We start from the raw sequence: 21,759 nt of genomic DNA, 5'->3' as shown, positions 1-21,759 counted from the left end.
AAACAAAGAGAACGGTTATGCGCTAACCGTTCTCTTGTGTAAAGATAGTAAAATTTAGTCTAAAAGCCTAGTTTAATTCCCACGCTGTGTGAGCCACCCCATGGGTTAGAAGCCCGGTATGAATAATCGAGACCGAAAATCCGGGTATTGTCTTCCCCGAAAGGCAACTGCACGGTAGCGCCTGCTGTCGGGCCGGTATGCGCCATTTCCCGCTCATCGCCGAAAATACCTTTATGGTAATCGAAACCGCCACGGACCATGAACTTTTCGTTGAAAGCATATTCTGCACCAAGCTGGATCTGGTCGTCAGAAGCGGTATTAGACACAAAGTTAGCGGCAACCGTTAATCTGTTTAAAGCACTCAGGTTAATGTCATACGCCACCCCGATATTAAGCAAGGCAGGCAATTCGAAAGACTCTGAACGCTCGTTAATCGAACGGTTTACCGTCTGACCATTCATAGTACCACGTCCTGCCAGACCATCTCCTGAAAACTGCATTTCTGGGCCAACATTGCGTAAGCTTACGCCAATATGCAGGTTATCTTTAGCAAGAGAATCCTTTCCTAAAGAAGTAGTGTACTGCACCCCGCCATCAAAAGCTACGCCAACAGCCGAAGCATCCGGAATAGATTCGGAAATTACACGAACGGTAATACCGCCGTGAATAGCGTTGGAGAACGTTTTGGAATAGGATAAGCCTAAGTTGATCATCGACACCCCGAAGTTGATATCCTGATCAGGAGCATCTTCCGTTGTTTGCTTAAAATCGCCCATATCCATGGCCATTACAGAAAGCCCCATTACCCCGCCACTTTCACCAAGTTGCTGACCAATACCAAACGAATTGATATTGATATCCGAGCCACTCAGCCATTTAGTGCTGGAGAAAAGAATTTCTGTTCCTTTTACGAAAGATAAGCCACCAATATTCTGGTTCATGGATTCTACTCCCCTTATGCGGGAAGTATTGGCGTTCGCCATACCGGAACTCCGGGCCCAGGGATTGATCTGAAGCTCCGTCGCCCCTACCTGCCCCTTTTTCTGATCGTTACCGGCCTGCGCAGAAGCGCCGGCCAGTAACGATGCAAAAAACATACATACTATAGATTTCTTCATTTTCTTATACAAAACCAAAATTGTTAAAACGACTCTAAGTCAGCAGGTCTCATGATACCAAACCATTTCACCACTTTGCTTCCAATATTTCCGGCATCTACGTGTACTATGTAAACTCCGGAAGAAATTGGCAGATTGAATTCATTCTTCAGGTTCCAGTCAAGGAATGTCTTAGAATCATCTTTGTTAAATGTTCTGATCAGGGTTCCATTTATGGTGTAAATGCTGACCTTACATTTTCTCGGCAGGTTGGTAATCTTTACAATATTGTCCAGCTGACGCTGTTCGTATTGCGACGAAGCATAATATGGGTTAGGCACTACGCGGATCATGGCAAGCGCATCCTTAGCCGTGTTTTGTTGGGCAACCCGTGGCAGCAGGCCATTGGTATTGAACAAATATTCCGGGTTCGTATTTACGCCGGTGTATGGCACAAGAGTAGATCCTGTAAGCACTCCGGAAGCATTGTAAACCGGATTAACGTTATACTTACCATCCATGTTGAAGGAAGTAAACTGGCGGCTTACGCGCAGTTTCACCCGAACATCGCCGGAAAGCAGTTGCTGGCCTTTGGCTAACCGCGGATAACCCACCCAGGTAACCTTATTAAAGATATTGTTCGCCAGGAAATTCTGATAAAAAGCATCTCTGGTTACGGTCGCTTTTAAGGAATCCAGTAAATAACCTAATTGCTTACCTTCGTCGTAAACTGTATTGGTAACATAAATAAATTCTTTACCATACGATTTAGCGGCATCAGCAGTCGGATCCCATTTCAGGTTTCGTCCTGGATCCTGCTTATTGGTCTTATCTCCTGCAACCAGACCAAACTCAGCGAACATCATATTCAGACGAACCCCTCTGTCCAGATCGATTGCATAACCAGGGAACCAGCCCATACCAACCGAACGCTTGCTTGGGTCATAATCCGACATGGTATTATCTTCATTCCCATCTTTGTCAACAGAATAAACTTCGGTATCATCCTTAGATAAAGCAAAGTTAGATTTGCTTGCCGTTCCCTGAAGTACTGCTACCCGGGTCCATTTGGATTTATCGCTGGTAATCACCACATCCACGTTTGGCAGGTTGAATATTTTCCGTTGGGTAACGTTAATAAGGTTGAAATTTGGACCGCCTTTAGATACAATCTGTGTAACTGCAAGCGGCGCCCAGGATCCATTATTTACTTCGTAATAGTTATAGTTCGGATCAACTTCATCTACTTCACTTGTAAAACCAAAGGTTGATTTTGGAAGTAACCACTGGTAAGGCTTTTGGGGGTCAGCCGGGTTTGGAACCTCTTTAACGCCTTCAAACCATTTGTTGCCCGAATAAACCACGCTGGAAGGAAGGCTTCCGTTCAGCGGAGAGTTCAGGATATGATAGCCCGGGTTGTTTGCCTGGCTAAATTCAAGCGCCAGCCCCATTGGCTTATTTGTTTCCGGATTAACAAGGATCTGCTCATTGAATTCTGAAATCGGACGTTCTCCATAAACAGGCGCGTTCAAACCAGGCAAGGTAATGGCCCAGAAATCATTCGGTACGTAAAGATTGGCAGTTGCGGCAAAGTCATTTCCAGAACCGGAAGCAACTCTAAAGGTTCTTGGCTCCTCATCATAACCAATCGGATCTTCCGATGGTCTTGGAGGGGTACCTGTCAGTGGACCTAATTTAGTAAGATCCACTTCAGCAGTGAACCTGCCGTTAAGGTGGTCGTTCAGCATTTCAACATCCACGGTAAACAGGGTATCTACACTACCACCATTGGCAGTATCCCGGAGAATTACCGGAGGCAGAACCCTCCTTACAATTGCCTTACCTGGGATCTGCGTAGGCGCAGAAACCGCTTTCTTGAATTCGGCTGTGTTGTAAGGAGCTGGTTTGGTAAAATCACCTGTGCTCTCAATCAGATCGCCTTTTTTAAGCTTCCTGGAGGTACTCGTTACAGTGGAGGCCTTGTAAGAAATCCGGCTGGATAGCTTTACCGTGAACTCGCCACCGGTAATGATCTTCGGATCGTAAACTTTAACCTTGAAAGGGGAATTTCCCGGCTGGTAATGAAGCAATTGCTTCTGATTCGAAGCAAGGATATCCTGCTCATCCTGCGAAGAAATTTCGAGAATATTACCACCGTTACCGGTACCAAAGATCCGGATTATTTCAGGGCTTGCGCCGTAGGCTGCAGTCAGAACCGTGCCTGAATTTTCAGGCTGCGTTTTATGCGGAATTCCGGTTCCGAGAGAAACTCTTCTTCCTTCCAGGTACTTGTCATCTGTATTGGCAGGGTCGCCGTTGTAAGCGTACGCTACTACCAGGTAGTGGTAAGATTTAAAGTTGATGATCCGGTCGTTTCCGGTTGCAAACAAGTCAGTAGTTACATTAATAGTATGAGACAGACCTTTGTCTTCGCCTCTTACTCTTAATTTTGGTACCGTTCTGTCAAGATCCGCATCGTAAACAAAATTCACAATGTTGGTAACGCCATTTTTAATGTCTGCCTGCGCCACTAAACGGGCACGGTCGATATCATCTACTTCAGATGCCGATACTGTTGCATCTTTCAGCTGGTAAACTTTATAACCTTCAAATCTGTAGAAGGGATCAGCAACGTGAGGATTTGAAGCCAGAGATTTGTCTTCTTCCACGTACTGCTCTGAACTAACCGTATTACCGTTAGCAAGGATGATCTTTTTAGGAATTAAGGTTAAGATCAATTGCTGATCTAACTCAGTAATAGCAAGCTCAGGAGCATCAGGACCTTGCGGTAAAACAAAATCGTTGTCGAATAATTTTTGTGCTCTGTCGTCGGCATAGGTAAGCAAACCAAAAGAACCGGTTGCGCCGCCGCCATTGGAACGCGCCCAAACAACCCCGATGGTCAATTCATTTACAGCACCTTTACCCAGCGTAAACGGACCTGCCGATTGCAGGAAGCGGCGGTCTGCCGGCGTATTCGATTTCTTAGTCCCGGCAACTGTATTCGTTTCAGTCCAGGCAAAGGAAGGAGGTGTGTTCGGGATTGGGTTAGCAGGAGTACTGAAACCATATCCTTTCGGGTCGGTACTTCCAGAGAACATAAATTTGTAAGGGGTTCCTCCCTGGTCTGTTCCATCTCCGCCATGGGTAATAATTTTACCATCGCGCCAGATCGCCTGCAGGTAGTTGTAATAATCGCTTGCTTTATCAGGGTTACCGTTCGTAGCGTTAGCATCGTTGTTGTAATAGATAAAGCTCGACATAATAATTGTCTCACCCGCTTCGTCAATAGTACCGTCACGGTCATTGTCAATACCATCGCCTGGGTCGGCAATTGGTCCCTGGAAGAAGTCTACGCCAACAGCAGGCGGATTCAGGCCATAACCATTGGCTCCTTCATCGTCGTTATCACCGTTATAGCAAATACCTAATCCACGTCCTACGTCGCAACCTACAAAGTCATCGTTGTAGAAGCCCAGATCAGGGTCTACCCATTGGCCCATGTAAGTATCCTTCAATTCCACAGAACCTTTATTTGTAAGCTTCTGCTTGTAAAAGGTCATGTTGTTGATCAGGTCGTTGGTTTGGAAAGCAAATGCAAGTACCTGCAGCTCCAGACCGATTGGCTTGGTGAAAGGCTCTTTTACGTTACCCGCATCGTTCATTACCCACCAGATTCCCTGGTCGCCGGTAAACTTAGGGTAATCGCCATCCAACGGATTATAATCTCCGTCGCCATTAATGTCCTCGAATGGCGCCAAGTCAAAATTCATGTTCGTACGAACAGGCATGTGCTGGTTATTCTTCGCCGGCCATTCTTTAATAGCTTTCGGCATTAATTCGATCTTGCCCTGGAATACGCCGTTTCTGAAATCAGTTTTGAATTTTTCAATTACCGCCTGATCGATTTTGGCATGATAGTTCCAAGTAGCACAATCTTCTTTACTGATCGTTCCTCCTGCAGCCAAATCCAGCGGACCTGGCCAGTAACCTACCTGCTGTCTCTGGCGGTAGGTCTGGGCAGCCACGTATAAGTTATCCTGTGCGTCTCTGCCACCAAGCCATACCGAACCGGCGAAGATAGAATGCTTCTTCGGCAAGGCAGGGTCATTTACTTTCGGCACCTCATATCTTGCATCGAAGAGGTTCCACCACATATCGCCACCGTTCAGAACGGTTGTCCGAACGTTGTTAATATCCAGCACGGCTTGCGAGGAGCTGTTTAAGCAACCCGCAGCCACTTTATTCCCCTTTCCTGGTTTGTTACCGCCGGCCTGGGATCCTTTATCCAGGTTTTCCCGGGCGGAAACGCTCAGAGAGCAGCTAAGCCCCAAAGCCACCAGAAGGGTTCTAGATAGATTTTTGTTTAGCATTTTATTTCTAGTAAAAAAAGTTACATATATAAATTAGAAGGTCAGGCTAACACCCAGAACAGCGCGGCGCGGCAGGGAGTAGTTTGTAGGGTTCGAGCCTAAGCCCTCGCCTCCGGTGCCATTCAGCATCCGAACCATATAAATATCCATGAGCGACTGGTTTGCTGCTTCACCAAATTTTTCCTGGTAGGAAGCCAGATAACCATCGTCTTCCGCAGATCCGGTATAACGATAAACATTCAGCACGTTCATCCGGTTGAACACGTTTTCAACCCGGAAAAATACGTTCAGCGATTTTACGTAGCGCGATGAAATAAATTTTTCCTGAGTCTGGCCATCTACTACATTAACAACTGTTTTACCAATTTTGAAATCTTTATCGATCCGAAGGTCCGCGCGGTAGTTAGCTGGTAAACGGGATCCATTCATAGTTCCTTCCAGTACCGGACGGCCAATAGCGTTGATGTAGTTGGTGATATTTGCCTGACGGGAATATGGCGTTCCGGAGCCGGCAAATACAGTAAAGTTGATACCTGTGTTCTGGAAGATCGTTTTGTCGAATAACAGTGGGCCTTCCCCATCGAAGAAGCGGTAATCCAGGTTTACTTTAAAGCCGTGGCGCTGATCGAAATCCAACGGAATAGGCGTTCTCAGGTTTGGAATACCCTGGCTGGCAAGGTTATAGCCGGAGGTTGCACTGGAACCAGTTCCTTTGGCAAACTGAAGGGTATAGCTGGCTGTCAGGGCGATATTGCCGGTTCTTCTCAGGTCAAATTCCATGGTCATCCCTTTTACAGTACCAAAATCCAGGTTGCTGAAGGTTACATAATCCTGCGGATAAGCAGCTACGTATCTGCGGTAAGATACCTGATCCCGCATTTCCTTGTAGAAAGCGGAGATCGTTAAACCAGAAGATTGGGTTAAACGCTGCTCAAAGCCAACTTCATAATCGATGGTTTTCTGCAGTTTCAGATCCGGGTTGTTGATCTCGTTCCGGGAACCAATGCTACCATACAGGAAGTAATAATCGCTTGGCAAAGTACCGTTTCTTTCCGGGCGCTGGGTTAAAATATCGTAGTGCGCAAAGAATAACGCATCTTCCGAAATCGGGAAGGAGAAAGATAAACGAGGCATTACATAGATCTGCGGCTCGTAGTCTTTAAATGCTTTTACGGATAAACCACGTGATTTCAGGTAATCGGTATCCGGGTTACCCTGAAGCGCCGGATCGAAGAGCGGATAAGCCGCACCGTTTTCAGTGATCTTGTTTGTGTTTTCTGTTGCTGTACCATCTACATCGTAGAAGGTATCGCCTTTACGGTAACCGGTTACTGCAAAGTTAGTGGAAGAATTCCGGGAGAAATCCTGGGAGTTCTTATCTACATAAACTACATAGTCATCGCCAATATTTGAAGGGATATTGTATCCGTTCGCGAAGGTCAGGTTACGAAGATCTTTGGCATGCATCAGGTCAACCAGGGAATAAGGATCTTTCAATACTTTCTGGTTGGCATCGTAGCGGTCAACACGAAGGCCGGCCCGCAGGGTCAGGTCCTCGATCTGGAATTTATCTTCAATAAAAGCGGCGGCATAAATTGGACGCACTGCATCCTGCGGACGGTTGATCGGATCGCTGAAGAAGTCTTCAAAGCTTACCCGCTTGGTGGTGCGTTTTCCATCGTAAGTATATCCCTGATAATTTACAATATCCGGGTTAATCAGTTCATCGGCCGAGAACATGCTAACCGACAGATCTTCCGGGCTTATCGCGTCGATATTAATTGGCTGGCCTGGTTGCAGACCTAATTTATTACGCAGGTTTTTACCAAATGTACTCTGGTTGGCAATTGCTTTTGTTCCATAATCGAGGCGGATCAGTTTTCCTGTTTCATCGTAGGTTGGCGTAGCATTGTTCAGGTCTAATTCGGTATCGGAAAAAGTGAAGGCACGACCGTAGGTCCACAGCGATGTACCGTCAATGGAATAGTTTGTCTCTACGCGTTGCTCAAATTCAAAACCTAGCTTAAAGGTATGTTTGCCTAATTCGGCTGAACCTAAGGCTGAAAGCCGGAACTGATCGTTATTTAAAAGTGCGTATAATGGATAAACGGAACCACGGTTGGCATACATCGAATAAACAGAGTTCGGATCGCCCCCGTTCAGTACGCCCTGGCTTAAAGCCAGATCAAAAATGTTTGAAACCGGATCTTCTAATCTGTTTCTTTCGGCCAGCACTTGTTCGGTGTAGCGCGCCAGGTAAGGATTGTCGCCGGAATTCTCAAACGTCAGGTTGGTGCTGTAATCACCCATATCTACCAATACATTGCTGGTAATGGAGTCGCCCGGCTTATTCGGATCCGGCACCCGCATAGAAACGGGTTGATAGAAGGTCTGATTCTGGGTATTGAATTTACCGATATAGCCATACCGCCAAACGTTATCTTTCAAACGCTCGTTCTGAATTACACGGTCGTACTTAGAATAGTCGGCCTGAATCTGATAGTAAGCATTTTTAAACGCGCTGCTGGAAGAATCGCCCGGAGCATCGCGGAAGAATTGCTGGAATCGGATATAAGCATTCCAGTTATTGATGATTTGCTGCGGATTATTCTCAGCATTAAATAAGGAGTAGGAATTTACGTACATATTACGATCGGAACGGTTGAATAAACCACCGAACGTGATCATGATATTTTCTTTCGGCTGGAAATCGAAAGAAGTGTTAATGTTGAAACGCTGGCTCCCTACGTTTTCACGTACTTTGCCTTTTTCCATATCGGCCATCGTGATCTGCTGAGCAGCTACACTGTAACCACCTTGCGGGTCATTGAGGAAGGGCTGATCGCTGATCCGTTTTCTGGAAGCATCTTTTAAACTATATACTCCCTGGGCCGACGGGCTGTCGTCTTTTGAGTTCTGGTACTGACCGGATAAAAAGAAACCTAAAATAGAACGGTTCTTTGTAGAGTCAGAGGCATCGCGCTTGGTCCAGATCGGGCCGGTAAGGCTGAAGTTAATGCGGTTATTATTGTATTTGTCTAAAAAGGTAGAAGTCTCTCCTTCAATGCCACCCTGGAAATTTGCAGAAGGGCTTGAAGTAGTAATATTGATTACCCCACCTGCAGCATCACCATACTGAGCAGGCTGGCCGCCACTGATAACCGTCATCTGCGCGATTGAGTTTGGAGACAGGGTTGGAGTTACCAACTGCTTAACGCCGTTTACATAATAAACGGTACCGGCAGTACGCGAACCACGAAGGCTAATTCCACGACCGGCATCTGCAGATGTTGCACCTGCTGCAGTAGAGGCAAGCGTTCCAACATCTACGGAAGCGATTTTCTTAATCTGGTCGGAGGTTAGTGTCTGGCCTACTTTTTCAGGGCCGATGATCGGTTCGCGCCAGGTGGTTACGACCAATTCATCCAGCACTTTATCGGAAGGTGAAAGATCAATATTGAGGGCCGTCGTTTTATCAACTGAAACAACTACACCATTGATCACCTGCCGGTTGTATCCTAAATAAGTAATTTCAACAGAATAAGACCCCGGCGTAAGACCGGTAATGGAGTACGCGCCGTCGATGTCAGTAGTGCCATGGGCCTTCTGCGCACCGTTCAGCTTCAACACAACGGCACCAAATGCTATTGGCTCCTTGTTGGTTTTGTCAAGCACTTTTCCAGCCAGTTTACCCGTTTGGGCGAGTGCCGCCCCATACGTGAAACCCAGAAAAGCGAAGAGTAGTAAAAGTTTTCGCATCATACGTGGTTAGTAAAAGAATTTATTAAGGTGGTAGTGGGTATAATTCAAAGCTTTAAAGATAGACAGATAAAAAATAATTAGCAAAAATTTAAACTTATTTTTAGCTGTTACCGTAGGGCACTTATCTGAGTAAGAACGGTTTGCAGTTTTTGTACCAGTACTTCATTTATCTTCCGGTAAGACTGATGCGTCCACCCGGCAATATGCGGCGTTAGAATAACATTCTCTGCCCCTGAAAGCCAGGCAAAGTTCTCCTGTTGCTCAGGGGTTAAAGCGGCAAGTTTTTCATTTTCCAGCACATCAAGGGCCGCTCCTTTAATTTTTCCGGATTTAAGCCCTTTTACTAACGCTCTGTAATCCATAACTTCCCCCCGGGCCGTATTGAGGAGCCAGATCGGTTTTTGAAAATGCTGCAGAAACTGCTCGTTTACGAAGTGATAGTTGGCGGGAATGTAAGGAATATGCAGGCTTAAAACTTCGGCAGCTTCGAATACCTCGTTCAAAGTGGCTTTTTGGCCAAAAGCATCGTATTCGCAATCGGGGTTGGTATCGTAGGCCAGTACGCGGCAATCGAAACCGGCCAGGCAGCGGGCAAAGGATTTTCCCATATTGCCATAGCCGATAATCCCGATCGTTTTTCCGGCAATTTCTTCGCCCCTATTCGGTTCCCGGAGCCATTTTAAATTTCGGACTTCTCTATCGGCTTTTACAATATTTCGGAACAGGGCGAGTAGTAAACCAAGCGTAAACTCCCCTACTGCTGTGCGGTTACCTTCCGGGGCATTTATCAGTTCAATATTCCGGGCAGCAAGGACAGCTTCGTCTATATTATCGATACCGGCTCCGGCCCTGGCAATTACTTTAAGGGAATCTGCCTTTGAAAGGAGGTCTTCGGTAATTTGAAGCTTGCTGCGCACCATTAATATCGTTACACCAGCTAAGGCAGCTTTTACTTCGTCCGGCTTAATATCCGGCCGATAACTTACTTCCACGCCTATTTTTTCGAGCATGGGTAGAATGCCGGGGTGCATCTGATCGATTATAAGGCAGAATGGTTTCATGCGTAAAGCGCTCCCTTTTTTATTAAAACTGAACCAGCAACAACTATAAGGGCCGAATATTTACTCTATTATATATATAGTAAACCCGTAACCGTCCGTAACCTAAAATGTTTATTAAAATTCCGGACTTTTTTTGCTGCTAAGCTTAGCGTTTTTATAATTATTGGCGGGCTGCTTCTATTAATTGGGTAAGCCCGACAAAGTCTTCTACCGCTAATTGTTCCGCCCGCTTGTCGAATATTGGCATGGCGCTGATATCGGCGGGCAGGTTATAGGTTTTCAGGCAATTGCGCAAGGTTTTGCGCCGTGTACCGAAACTTAATTTAACGACTTCAAAAAAGAGGGATTCGTTGCACGGAAGTTTATCAATATTATTCCGTACCAAACTGATCACGGCCGATTTAACCTTTGGGGGTGGGTTAAAGACGTGTTCGTGTACCGTAAAATTGTATTTAATATTATAAAAAGCCTGCAGCAGCACGCTTAAAATGCCGTAGGTTTTAGAGCCGGGAGGCGCCGCAATGCGTTCGGCCACTTCTTTTTGCAGCATCCCTACCACTTCCATCACCTGGTTGCGGTGCGCTAAAACTTTGAAGAAAATCTGGCTGGAAATATTATAAGGAAAATTACCGATAATGGCGAACTTACCGGTATATAAAGTGCTCAGATCGAGCTTCAGGAAATCGGCAGAAATAATGCGGTCGCCGAGTTCCGGAAAATGCTGCTGTAAATAAACGATCGATTCTTTATCGATATCGATTATCGTGGTGCGGTATTCCGGGTGTTTCAGCAGAAATTGGGTTAGCACGCCCATGCCCGGACCTACTTCGAGTACTTCGGTGAGGCCGCTGGGAAGCGTAAGTTGCTCCACTATTTTAGAGGCAATGTTGAGGTCGGTTAAGAAATGCTGACCAAGATGCTTTTTAGGGCTTACTTTTTTATCCAAAAACGGTATCGTTTTAAGCTGAAACTTACTTATTGCGCCAAAACTACTCAAATTTTTCAATACTTCCCCGCAATCTTACTGCCAGGTATAAAAGCCTCTCTTATTAAACATAATTTTCAAACTACACTCCTCTAAAACCCCTGCCTGAGAAAAACGCAAGTTTGTTTGTCTGAACACGATTTAAGGGATTTTAATGATGTACATGATTTTTCATTCAAACAATGACTACGATCCCGGAAACGGAAGGGAAAAAAGGGAATTTACCAGATAGCCAATCCTGCTGATTAAGTGTAAATCTGGCTCCCATCTTTTAGCCTCCTTTTTTCAGCATTTTTTTCCTTGACCATATCCCGCATTTCTTTCCTAGTTAAATCAATTCCCTCCCAATATAAAATCCTGTTAATCTCATCAATCCCAAAAATCATGTTCAGACAATCCTTCTGCTGAACGCTCTTTAAATTAAGTGCAGTCTATTGGCAGCCCAAGACTACTTTACATAATTATACCACTTGATACCACAAACAAATAAAAAGATGGAAGATGAAGTATTTCCCTGGGATTCGATCTAGCGTCAGAAATAAAACTTCCAGGACTTTTAGCGTAAGATTTATGGTTGAAAAAACCAATTTGCTATATTGCGCGCCAAACCTAACCGTTTTAATCCGATGCCAACGCAACTTTTATATACCGCCTCCCTCCCGGAGAATGTTAATGTGGCTTATATTGTTCAGCCCGATGCTTTAAACAGCGTTCCCGGCCTTACTGAACCGGAGCTCCGCTTTGCGCAAAGCCAGATCGAACAAAAAGGCACCCTTATTTATATTAACCGCTACGACTACAAACTTTACCTGGTAATGGTGCCGAAAAAGAAAACCCTGGCCGGCTACCAGGAAGAAATTCGCAAAGCCGGAAATGGCCTGCAAAAAGTGCTGGAAGCCGATAAAATTAAGGAACTGTACATTTCAGACCTCACGGAAACAAATGCAGCCCGCTTCTTGGCTGTTGGCTTATTCCTGAGCAATTACAAATTCCTGAAATACAAAACCAAAAGCACGCCGGCCTCACTCGAAACCATTTACCTGACCGGCCCGGAGTTCGATGAAACGGAAGTGCGCAACCTGCACAACGTGCAATCGGCCGTTTGTCTGGCCCGAGACCTGGTAAATGAACCGCACAATTTCCAGTCGGCCGAGATGCTGGCCCAGCAGTTCGTGCAAATTGGCGAAGAAGCCGGTTTTCAGACGGAAGTGCTGGAACTGGTTCAGATCCAGTCGCTTAAGATGGGCGGCCTGATCAGCGTAAACCAGGGTAGCATCGATCCGCCTACCTTCACGATTATGGAATGGGCGCCGGAAAATGCCCAGAATGCTAAACCGATTATTTTAGTAGGCAAGGGTGTGGTATATGATACCGGCGGACTGAGCCTGAAACCGACGCCGAACTCGATGGATCTGATGAAGTCGGACATGAGCGGCGCGGCGGCAGTAGCCGGCATTATGTACGCGGCTGCTAAAAACAACCTTCCGCTTCACATTATCGGGTTGGTGCCGGCAACTGATAACCGTCCGGGTGGCCGCGCGTATGCTCCCGGCGATGTAATTACCATGCACAGCGGCAAAACCGTGGAAGTGCTAAACACCGATGCCGAAGGCCGTTTGATTCTGGCCGATGCGCTGAGCTTTGCCAAGAAATACGATCCGGAATTGGTAATTGACATGGCTACCTTAACCGGCGCGGCTGTACGGGCCATCGGAAAAGAAGCCATTGCCATGATGGGAACGGCTCCGGAAGAAGTAAAAATGCAGCTGAAAATTTCCGGTGAACACGTTTATGAGCGCCTGGTAGAGTTCCCGCTTTGGGATGAATATGGCAAGCATATCGAGTCGGACATTGCCGATATCAAAAATATTGGCATGGCCGAAGCCGGGCAGATTTCGGCCGGTAAATTCCTGGAGCATTTCGTTGATTACCCGTGGATTCACCTCGACATTGCCGGTACGGCTTTCTTAACGGCGCCGGATTCGTACCGCGGCAAACATGCTACCGGTTCGCCGGTGCGCCTGATCTACGATTTCCTTTCGAGCCAGGTAAAAAGCCTGAACGGTAGCATTTTCGGCTAAAAAACTAAACGGCAAAACAGTATCACTTAGTCCTGAAAAACTAAAACGGTACTGTTTTGCCGTAAAAAAACCGCATTCAATAAAATGGAATATAGAACAAAACCGCGGCTCGGTATTACGCTCGGCGATTTTAACGGTATTGGCCCGGAGGTGATCCTGAAAACGCTGGCCGACAACCGGATCCTGAATTTCTGCACACCAGTAATTTACGCCAATCAGGCGCTTATGAGCAAGGTAAGGAAACAGCTTCAGCTGGAAAACTTTCACCTGCACACCATCCCGAACCCTGACAGCGCCGATAACCGCAAAATAAACCTTCTGAATTGCTGGGAAGAAGACTTTGATTACAATCCGGGAAAACCTACGCCAGAATCCGGCCAGTGCGCTTTAAAATCGATTCAGCGTGCTGCCGAAGACCTGAAAGCCGGCCTGCTGGACGGCGTGGTAACCGCCCCGATCGACAAAGAAAACATTCAGTCAGAAAATTTTAAATTTCCAGGCCACACCGAATTTTTCACCCAGTTTCTGGGAGCAGCCGACAGCCTGATGTTTTTGGTAGGCGGCGATTTGCGGGTAGCAACAGCCACCGGACACCTGCCCCTGAAAGAAGTTTCGGCCAGAATTACCACTGAACTTTTGATCAGGAAATTAACCATATTACTGGATTCCTTAAAAACTGATTTCCAGGTAAATAAACCCCGCATTGCCGTTCTTGGCCTGAACCCGCACGCCGGCGAAAACGGTTTGCTGGGCGCTGAAGAAAACGAAATTATTGCCCCGGCCATTAAGCAATTGAAGGACAAAGGCAACCTGATTTTCGGTCCTTTTCCGGCCGACGGGTTCTTTGGCACCGGGCATTACAAACAGGTAGACGCCGTACTGGCTATGTACCACGACCAGGGCTTGATTCCGTTCAAAACCCTGGCTTTTGACAGCGGCGTGAATTTCACAGCAGGTCTGAGCGCAGTGCGCACTTCTCCGGACCATGGCACGGCCTATAATATTGCAGGTCAGAACGTAGCAAACGAGTCTTCGTTCCGCGAAGCCCTGTTCCTGGCCTGCGACGTCATTAAAAAAAGACAATTCAAGGCCACTGCCCGGCAATAAGCTTGCATTAAAAAGCAGGAATATATTTTTAAAATCGAAATAATCTCCCTAATTTTGCACCTTGCAATAAGTGAAAACCGTGAAAGCGCTGCATCCCTACGATATAGAACTGGTACAATTAAGCAACAAACAGCACGAATTTGATTACGAGCTAGATGACCGCTTTTTCGGCCTTTTCGACCAGACGCTGGTGAACGGCGGGCATTTAAAAGCCCACGTTACGCTGGACAAATCGGAGTTGCTGCTCAATTTTACCTTTCACATTGCCGGTACCCTGCGCCTGACCTGCGACCGCAGCCTGGAAGAGTTCGATTATCCGATCGACACGACCCAGAAGCTGCACGTGCGTTTCGGCAACGAGGAAGTTGAACTGGACGAAAATGTGCTGCAGATCCTGCACGGAGCGCAGAAAATAAACATCGCCCAGCATTTATTCGACTACATCGGCCTTTCGGTTCCAATAAAGAAATTGTGTCCACAATTTCTGGAGGAAGATGAAAATGCTGTAACCGACGAAGACGAAAACATCCTGATCTACTCCTCTTCTACCGCACCGGAAACCGACGAGGACGACGATGATGAAGGCCCGGTTGACCCGCGGTGGGACGCTTTGAAGAAAATTAAATAGTAATAAATACCTTTAAATAAATAGTAAGTAAAATAAAATGGCACATCCTAAACGTAAAATCTCCAAAACCCGTCGTGACAAAAGAAGAACGCATGACAAACTGACTCCAAAAGCAGTTGTTACCTGCGCTACTACTGGAGAGATCCACCTGTACCACCATGCCTACGTGCACGAAGGTAACTTATACCGTCACGGTAAAATGGTGATCGAGAATTATACATCCGTTGCCTAAGCACAGCCGCGCAAAGTTTGCCTTGCTGTTTTAAATGAATGTGTAAATAATCTTATTATCTGAATACATGAAGATAGCCCTGGATGCAATGGGAGGCGATTTTGCCCCTGGCGCGACGGTAGAAGGAGCCATACTGGCAGCCGAAAAGCTGGCCGGGAAAGCTGAAATCCTGCTTATTGGCGACGAGGGCCTGATAAAGGCCGAATTGCAAAAACACGGATACACTTCTCCCAGGATTTCTGTTATTCATACCACCCAGGTTATAGCAATGGGTGAGCACCCCACCAAGGCGCTCACCCAAAAACCTGATTCCAGTATTGCCAAAGGTTATGCCCTTTTAAAAGCGCGCGAAGTAGATGCTTTTGCCAGCGCCGGAAATACCGGAGCCATGCTGGTAGGCGCTTTGTTCAGCGTTAAGGCGGTAGAAGGCTTTTTACGCCCCTGCATTGCCAGCTTTGCCCCCAAACTGAACGGCGGCATCGGGGTAATTGTAGACGTAGGCGCAAATGCAGACTGCAAACCGGAAGTACTGGAGCAATTTGGCGAGATCGGTTCAATCTATGCCGAAGAAGTGCTTAAAATTCCGAACCCGAAAGTGGGTTTAATGAGCTTAGGCGAAGAAGAAGGCAAAGGAAACATGGCCACCCAGGCCGCCCACCAGCTTCTGAAAGCCAACACCAGCATTAATTTTGTTGGAAACATTGAAGGCCGCGACCTTTTCAACGACAAAGCGGACGTGATCGTCTGCGACGGTTATACCGGAAACGTTATCCTGAAAATGGCCGAGTCTTTCTACGACATTCTCAAGGAGAAAAACATCTCCGATTCTTTTATTGACCGGCTTGATTATGAAGCAGTTGGCGGCACTCCTATTTTGGGTATCAACGGCAACGCCATAATCGGTCACGGAGCCTCTTCGCCGGGCGCGATCTGCAACATGGTACAGCAAGCGTACCAGATGGCCACCTCCGACGTATCAGAAAAATTCAAAAAAACATACAGCGCCTAACGGCGCTTTTTTTACATAGTACCCCTAAAAAACTATGACAAAGATTACGGCTGCCATTACCGGTGTTAGCGGTTACGTTCCAGACTACATCCTGACCAATAAGGAACTGGAAACGATGGTAGATACCAACGATGAGTGGATCACCACGCGCACCGGTATCAAAGAGCGCCACATCCTGAAAGGCGAAGGTCTGGGCACCTCCTACATGGCCGTGAAAGCCGTACAGGACCTGCTGAAAAAAACCAATACCAAAGCCGAAGAAATAGACCTGCTGATCTGCGCTACCACTACGCCGGACATGGTTTTTCCGGCCACGGCAAACCTTATTACGGCTGAAATCGGCGCGGTTAATTCCTTTGGCTACGACATTCAGGCGGCCTGCTCAGGCTTTATTTTTGCCCTTGCCACCGGCGCCCAGTTCATTGAAACCGGCAAATACAAAAAAGTAGTAGTGGTAGGCGGCGATAAAATGTCTTCCATTATCGACTATACCGATCGGGCGACCTGCATTATTTTTGGTGATGGCGCCGGCGCGGTGATGCTGGAACCCAATACCGAAGGCTACGGCGTGCTGGATTCCATTCTGAAGGCAGATGGTACCGGAGCGGCTTATCTTCACCAGAAAGCCGGCGGAAGCCGTAAACCAGCTACTATCGAAACTGTTCAGGCCAGAGAGCATTACGTGTATCAGGAAGGCACTACGGTATTCAAATTCGCGGTAAAAGGCATGGCCGATGTTTCAGCCGAAATCATGGAACGTAATAACCTGACAGCCGACGATGTAGCCTGGCTCGTTCCGCACCAGGCCAACAAGCGCATTATCGATGCTACGGCTGCGCGCATGAACGTTGGTCCGGAAAAGGTTATGCTCAACATTCAGAAGTACGGCAATACTACCAGCGGCACCATTCCACTTTGTTTGTGGGATTATGAAAACCAGTTGCACAAAGGCGATAACCTGATTATCTCAGCTTTTGGCGGCGGTTTTACCTGGGGTGCACTTTACGTAAAATGGGCGTACGACCCTAAATAATTTATCCTGAAAAATCATAAATCCGGAAAATCTGCTAATTTTGGGCTGCTTTTTCGGATTTATGATTTCTAAAGGCAGAACAATACCATTTATTAGAAACTAGATTTTCCAGATCAGGTCTCAAAAGCCTGATTTTTAATTAGAAACCAATGGCAACTACAGCTGATTTCAAAAACGGATTGTGCCTGGAATTCAACGGCGAGCTCTATGTGATCACCGAATTCCAGCACGTAAAACCTGGTAAGGGTCCGGCGTTCGTACGCACCAAACTGCGCAACATTAAAACCGGTAAAACGATTGACAACACCTTTAACGCCGGGGTAAAAGTTACCACCGCGCGCGTGGAGCAACGCCCGCACCAGTTCCTTTACAAAGACGATATGGGCTACACGTTCATGGACAACAACACGTTCGAGCAGGTAGTTTTAGAGGAGAGATTGGTACCGTTCCACGACCTGATGAAAGACGGTCAGGAAGTAACGATCCTTTTCCACGCCGAAACCGAGCAGCCCCTTACCTGCGAGATCCCGCCATTTGTGGAGCTGACGGTAACCTATACCGAACCAGGCATTAAAGGCGATACAGCTACCAACGCTTCCAAAAAAGCCATTGTAGAAACCGGCGCTACCATTAACGTGCCGCTGTTCATTGAGCAGGACGAAAGAATTAAAGTAGACACCCGGACTTACAGCTATGCCGAACGAGTTAAATAACGATAAGAAACAGCCTATGAAAGCGAAAGAATTACAGGAATTAATCGACTTTATCGCCAAATCCGGGCTGAATAAAGTAAACATCGAGACCGAAGAGTTCAAACTGAACATTACCCGCGATGCCAGCCAGAAAGTAAGCTACGTGGCCGCTCCAGCTGCATCACCTGCAGTTGCTTCCGCCCCGGCACCACAGGCTGCTCCGGCGCCGGCTGCCGCTCCTCAAGCAGCCCCTTCGGCGGCGGCCCCAGCTGCGGCTAATGGCAACTACCAGACTATTAAAGCGCCTATGATCGGTACCTTCTACCGTTCTTCCAGCCCGGAAAACCCACCGTTCGTGAACGTTGGCGACGAGGTGAAAAAAGGCCAGGTGATCTGCATCATCGAAGCCATGAAGCTGTTTAACGAAATCGAGGCGGAAGTATCCGGCAAAATCGTGAAAGTAATGGTAGACAACGCCAGCCCGGTAGAGTACGACCAGCCCCTGTTCATGATCGACCCGAGCTAATAAGTTTAATTCTTTAATGTGCTAATGCGTTAATGTGCTAATTAGAAAATAATTAACCATTAATACATTAGCACATTTTCACATTAGCACATTAACAAAAATGTTTAAAAAAATACTTATTGCGAACCGGGGGGAAATTGCGTTGCGCATCATCCGGACCTGCAAGGAAATGGGCATTAAAACGGTTGCCGTTTACTCTACTGCCGATAAAGAAAGCCTGCACGTGCGCTTTGCCGACGAAGCGGTTTGTATCGGTCCGGCGCCAAGCGCTCAGTCTTACCTGAATATTCCGAACCTGATCGCGGCCGCTGAAATTACCAATGCCGATGCGATCCACCCGGGTTATGGTTTCCTTTCTGAAAACGCTGAATTCAGCCGCATTTGCCACGAAAACGGCATTAAATTCATTGGTGCTTCCCCGGCAATGATCAACGCCATGGGCGATAAAGCTTCGGCGAAAGCGACCATGAAAAAAGCCGGTGTGCCTACCATTCCGGGTTCGGACGGTTTGTTGGATTCGGTAGAGCAAGGCATTAAACTAGCCAATAAAGTAAAATATCCGGTTATTCTGAAAGCTACTGCCGGTGGCGGTGGCCGCGGCATGCGCATTGTACGGAACGACGACGAATTCCAGAAAGCCTGGAACGATGCCAAAGCCGAATCGAAAGCGGCTTTCGGCAACGATGGTTTATACCTGGAGAAATTCGTGGAAGAACCGCGCCACATTGAGATCCAGTTAGTTGGTGACCAGGATGGCCGGGCATGCCACTTATCGGAACGCGATTGCTCCATTCAGCGCCGTCACCAGAAACTGATCGAAGAAGCGCCTTCTCCGTTCATTACCGATAAACTGCGCGAAGCCATGGGGAAAGCGGCTGTAGCCGGTGCGAAATCCATCGGTTACGAAGGCGTAGGAACCATCGAATTCCTGGTAGATAAGAACAAGGATTTCTACTTCATGGAAATGAATACCCGTATTCAGGTAGAACACCCGGTTACGGAAGAAGTAATTAACTACGACCTGATCAAAGAACAGATCAAAGTAGCGGCCGGTATTCCAATTTCGGGCAAGAACTATTACCCGGATATGCACGCTATTGAGTGCCGCATTAACGCGGAAGATCCGACCAACGGATTCCGTCCTAGCCCAGGCAAGATTACCACGCTGCACATTCCGGGCGGCCACGGCATCCGGGTAGATACGCACGTTTATGCCGGTTATACGATTCCGCCTAACTACGATTCGATGATCGCGAAGCTTATTTCCGTGGCGCAAACCCGCGAAGAAGCGATCGTGAAAATGAAGCGTGCTTTAAGTGAATTCGTGGTAGAAGGAGTAAAAACCACTATTCCTTTCCACCTGGCCATGATGGACGACGAGAACTTTAAAGCCGGTAACTTCACCACCAGCTACCTCGACACCTGGGATTTCAGCCAGGTGAAAGCTTAAAAAAACGATACCGTTTAAAACGAAAAACCCCGGCCAGTTGGCCGGGGTTTTTCGTTTTTGGCTAAAAAGTAGCGTAGGGTTTAAACCCTGCGCTACTTTTTTAATTACTTTGTATGATGAAAACTATACGGTTTTAGATTTCGATTCTTCTTCTACCAACGCTTCCAGTTCATTATACCAATTTTCGCCGTATTTGCGCACCAGCGGCTCTTTCAGGAATTTGTAGACCGGAACCCCTAATTCTTCGCCAAAGCTGCAGGCAGCACTGCAAATGCCCCATTTATCGTAGTTCAGCGCTTCGAAGCCATCGTACTTTGAAATTCTGATCGGGTACAGGTGGCAGGAGATCGGTTTCTTCCAGGAGATCTTGCCGTCTAGATAAGCTTGTTCGATGCCGCATTTCAAAGTCAGGCTTTCGTCGTAGATGGCGTAGGCACATTCGCGGTCTTTGATTGTTGGGGTAGAAAAATCGCCTTCCCAGTCTTTAATGTAAAGCCCCTGCTCTTCGATGGCTTCGCGGCCTTTGCGGCTCAGGTAGGGCTTTATCTGTTCGTAATTATCCTGCAGGATCTGCAATTCCCCTTCTTCTAAAGGTGCACCCAGGTCACCTTCCACGCAACAGGCACCCTTGCATTTCTCGAGGTTACAAACAAAAAATTTATCGCGTACATCATCGCTGATGACGGTATTCTGCAAAACAATCATAATCAGGAAATTTTCTAAAAGACAAAGTTAGCCAGAAAATAGTTTGTCTTACGGTTCATTTTTGCCTGGCAGGTAAATTAATAATGCAAGTAGTAGGTTTTGGGTTCGGATGGTTTCAGGAAAACAGAATCTTTTAAGCTGCGCCAGCTGCCATTTTCCCGGACTTCGTACCGGATCGGGATATATCGGTTAGCCGGAATACTCCCCACCTGAAATTCGGTATTTGCCAGGCCCTCGAACGTGCGGGTAAATAAAGGCTTGTTGTTTATACCTTTGCCAATTTCCAGCTTTACCTGATCGTCTGGTTGGGCGGGAGCCACATTGGTTACTTTCACTGAAAACAAGGCTATCGGGTCCATTTCAAAAACCAGGTGCTGCTCATTTTTCAGGGCTTCTACATTCTGAAAATCAAAAATATTTTCCTGATTCAGAATTTTATCCTTTATTAACCGCTGGTACCTATAGCCATTCCGGCGCACATAAACCCGGTATGGACCTTCCTTGTAAGTAAAATTAAAGCTGAAATTACTGGAATTATCGGTGGTAAAGGTCTGAAGCAAATGCGTGCCCATAAAAGGTCCGTCGTTATCTTCGTACAATTCAACAACCACGCTGTCTAACGGTGCTTTGGTGGTGGCATCCAGCACTTGTCCGGTTAGTTTAATTTCGGTTATTTCTTCCACTTCCTTGCAGCCCGCCAGCCAGAAAAAGCAGAGCAAAGCAAACCAGTAATTTTTCATTTTCAGTATTTTAGGTTACAAATGTACCGTTATTTAGGGTTACCCTTAAAATCAGATAAACTTTCGCTTTTCTTTGGCTAATTCTTCAGACAATAACCAGCAGCTTAACCCTTACTTTTCGGAGAAGAATCTCAATTGACCGGGCTACAGCATAAAGGAACTGAAAACAGTAGGCAAATCGTTCTAAAAAGTCACCTGCCTGGAGCTAACGAAAAAGTCCTCCCCTAATTTAGGGGAGGATTTAGGAGGGGTCTTCCAATCTTCGTAACTTGCAGGGT

At 46.8% G+C, this 21,759-nt stretch carries 16 protein-coding genes; 9 read left to right on the top strand and 7 right to left on the bottom strand.

From position 1 onward, the window contains the following. Window positions 1-59 precede the first annotated feature (59 nt). The 5 genes from F0P94_RS00630 to rsmA all read right to left on the bottom strand — a co-directional run bounded on the left by F0P94_RS00630 (window position 60) and on the right by rsmA (window position 11,239). A complete protein-coding gene (locus tag F0P94_RS00630; protein ID WP_150901770.1) occupies window positions 60-1,118 on the bottom strand; it encodes a PorV/PorQ family protein in 1,059 nt (352 codons plus the stop codon). A gap of 23 nt (window positions 1,119-1,141) precedes the next feature. Further along, entirely contained in the window at window positions 1,142-5,470 is a 4,329-nt protein-coding gene (locus tag F0P94_RS00625; protein WP_150901769.1) for a T9SS type A sorting domain-containing protein, read from the bottom strand. Window positions 5,471-5,503: 33 nt separating this feature from the next. Further along, window positions 5,504-9,232, bottom strand: a complete 3,729-nt coding sequence (locus F0P94_RS00620; RefSeq protein WP_150901768.1) for a TonB-dependent receptor — start codon at window positions 9,230-9,232, stop codon at window positions 5,504-5,506. Window positions 9,233-9,339: 107 nt separating this feature from the next. Next, a complete protein-coding gene (locus tag F0P94_RS00615; RefSeq protein ID WP_150901767.1) occupies window positions 9,340-10,293 on the bottom strand; it encodes an NAD(P)-dependent oxidoreductase in 954 nt (317 codons plus the stop codon). A 160-nt stretch (window positions 10,294-10,453) separates the two neighbouring features. After that, a complete protein-coding gene (gene rsmA / locus F0P94_RS00610; protein WP_150901766.1) occupies window positions 10,454-11,239 on the bottom strand; it encodes a 16S rRNA (adenine(1518)-N(6)/adenine(1519)-N(6))-dimethyltransferase RsmA in 786 nt (261 codons plus the stop codon). A gap of 665 nt (window positions 11,240-11,904) precedes the next feature. Between rsmA and F0P94_RS00605 the strand changes: the two genes are divergently transcribed. The 9 genes from F0P94_RS00605 (at window position 11,905) to accC (ending at window position 20,036) form a co-directional block, all read left to right on the top strand. After that, complete coding sequence (locus F0P94_RS00605; RefSeq protein ID WP_150901765.1) at window positions 11,905-13,359, top strand: leucyl aminopeptidase family protein; 1,455 nt, start codon at window positions 11,905-11,907, stop codon at window positions 13,357-13,359. A gap of 84 nt (window positions 13,360-13,443) precedes the next feature. Further along, window positions 13,444-14,466, top strand: coding sequence for a 4-hydroxythreonine-4-phosphate dehydrogenase PdxA (gene pdxA / locus F0P94_RS00600; RefSeq protein ID WP_150901764.1), 1,023 nt, complete (start codon window positions 13,444-13,446; stop codon window positions 14,464-14,466). Between the two features lie 70 nt (window positions 14,467-14,536). After that, on the top strand, window positions 14,537-15,094 hold the full coding sequence (locus F0P94_RS00595; protein ID WP_225307071.1) for a YceD family protein: 558 nt from the start codon (window positions 14,537-14,539) through the stop codon (window positions 15,092-15,094). 37 nt (window positions 15,095-15,131) lie between these two features. Further along, window positions 15,132-15,326, top strand: a complete 195-nt coding sequence (gene rpmF, locus F0P94_RS00590) for a 50S ribosomal protein L32 (RefSeq protein ID WP_150901762.1) — start codon at window positions 15,132-15,134, stop codon at window positions 15,324-15,326. Between the two features lie 67 nt (window positions 15,327-15,393). Next, complete coding sequence (plsX, locus tag F0P94_RS00585) at window positions 15,394-16,335, top strand: phosphate acyltransferase PlsX (protein WP_150901761.1); 942 nt, start codon at window positions 15,394-15,396, stop codon at window positions 16,333-16,335. Between the two features lie 34 nt (window positions 16,336-16,369). Further along, window positions 16,370-17,368, top strand: a complete 999-nt coding sequence (locus F0P94_RS00580) for a beta-ketoacyl-ACP synthase III (RefSeq protein ID WP_150901760.1) — start codon at window positions 16,370-16,372, stop codon at window positions 17,366-17,368. Window positions 17,369-17,517: 149 nt separating this feature from the next. Continuing rightward, the gene (gene efp / locus F0P94_RS00575) at window positions 17,518-18,081 is read left to right on the top strand and encodes an elongation factor P (protein WP_150901759.1); all 564 of its coding nucleotides are present in this window, start codon (window positions 17,518-17,520) and stop codon (window positions 18,079-18,081) included. 16 nt (window positions 18,082-18,097) lie between these two features. After that, a complete protein-coding gene (gene accB / locus F0P94_RS00570) occupies window positions 18,098-18,586 on the top strand; it encodes an acetyl-CoA carboxylase biotin carboxyl carrier protein (protein ID WP_150902366.1) in 489 nt (162 codons plus the stop codon). Between the two features lie 100 nt (window positions 18,587-18,686). Further along, window positions 18,687-20,036, top strand: a complete 1,350-nt coding sequence (gene accC, locus F0P94_RS00565; protein WP_150901758.1) for an acetyl-CoA carboxylase biotin carboxylase subunit — start codon at window positions 18,687-18,689, stop codon at window positions 20,034-20,036. Window positions 20,037-20,159: 123 nt separating this feature from the next. Here the strand turns inward: accC and F0P94_RS00560 are convergent, their stop codons facing one another. Both F0P94_RS00560 and F0P94_RS00555 read right to left on the bottom strand, forming a co-directional pair. Further along, the gene (locus F0P94_RS00560) at window positions 20,160-20,741 is read right to left on the bottom strand and encodes a DUF3109 family protein (RefSeq protein ID WP_150901757.1); all 582 of its coding nucleotides are present in this window, start codon (window positions 20,739-20,741) and stop codon (window positions 20,160-20,162) included. A gap of 77 nt (window positions 20,742-20,818) precedes the next feature. After that, entirely contained in the window at window positions 20,819-21,481 is a 663-nt protein-coding gene (locus F0P94_RS00555; protein ID WP_150901756.1) for a carboxypeptidase-like regulatory domain-containing protein, read from the bottom strand. Window positions 21,482-21,759 lie beyond the last annotated feature (278 nt).

The sequence above is a fragment of the Adhaeribacter soli genome, assembly GCF_008727925.1.
Lineage (GTDB): Bacteria > Bacteroidota > Bacteroidia > Cytophagales > Hymenobacteraceae > Adhaeribacter_A > Adhaeribacter_A soli.
This window is presented reverse-complemented; position numbering and strand designations above follow the sequence as displayed.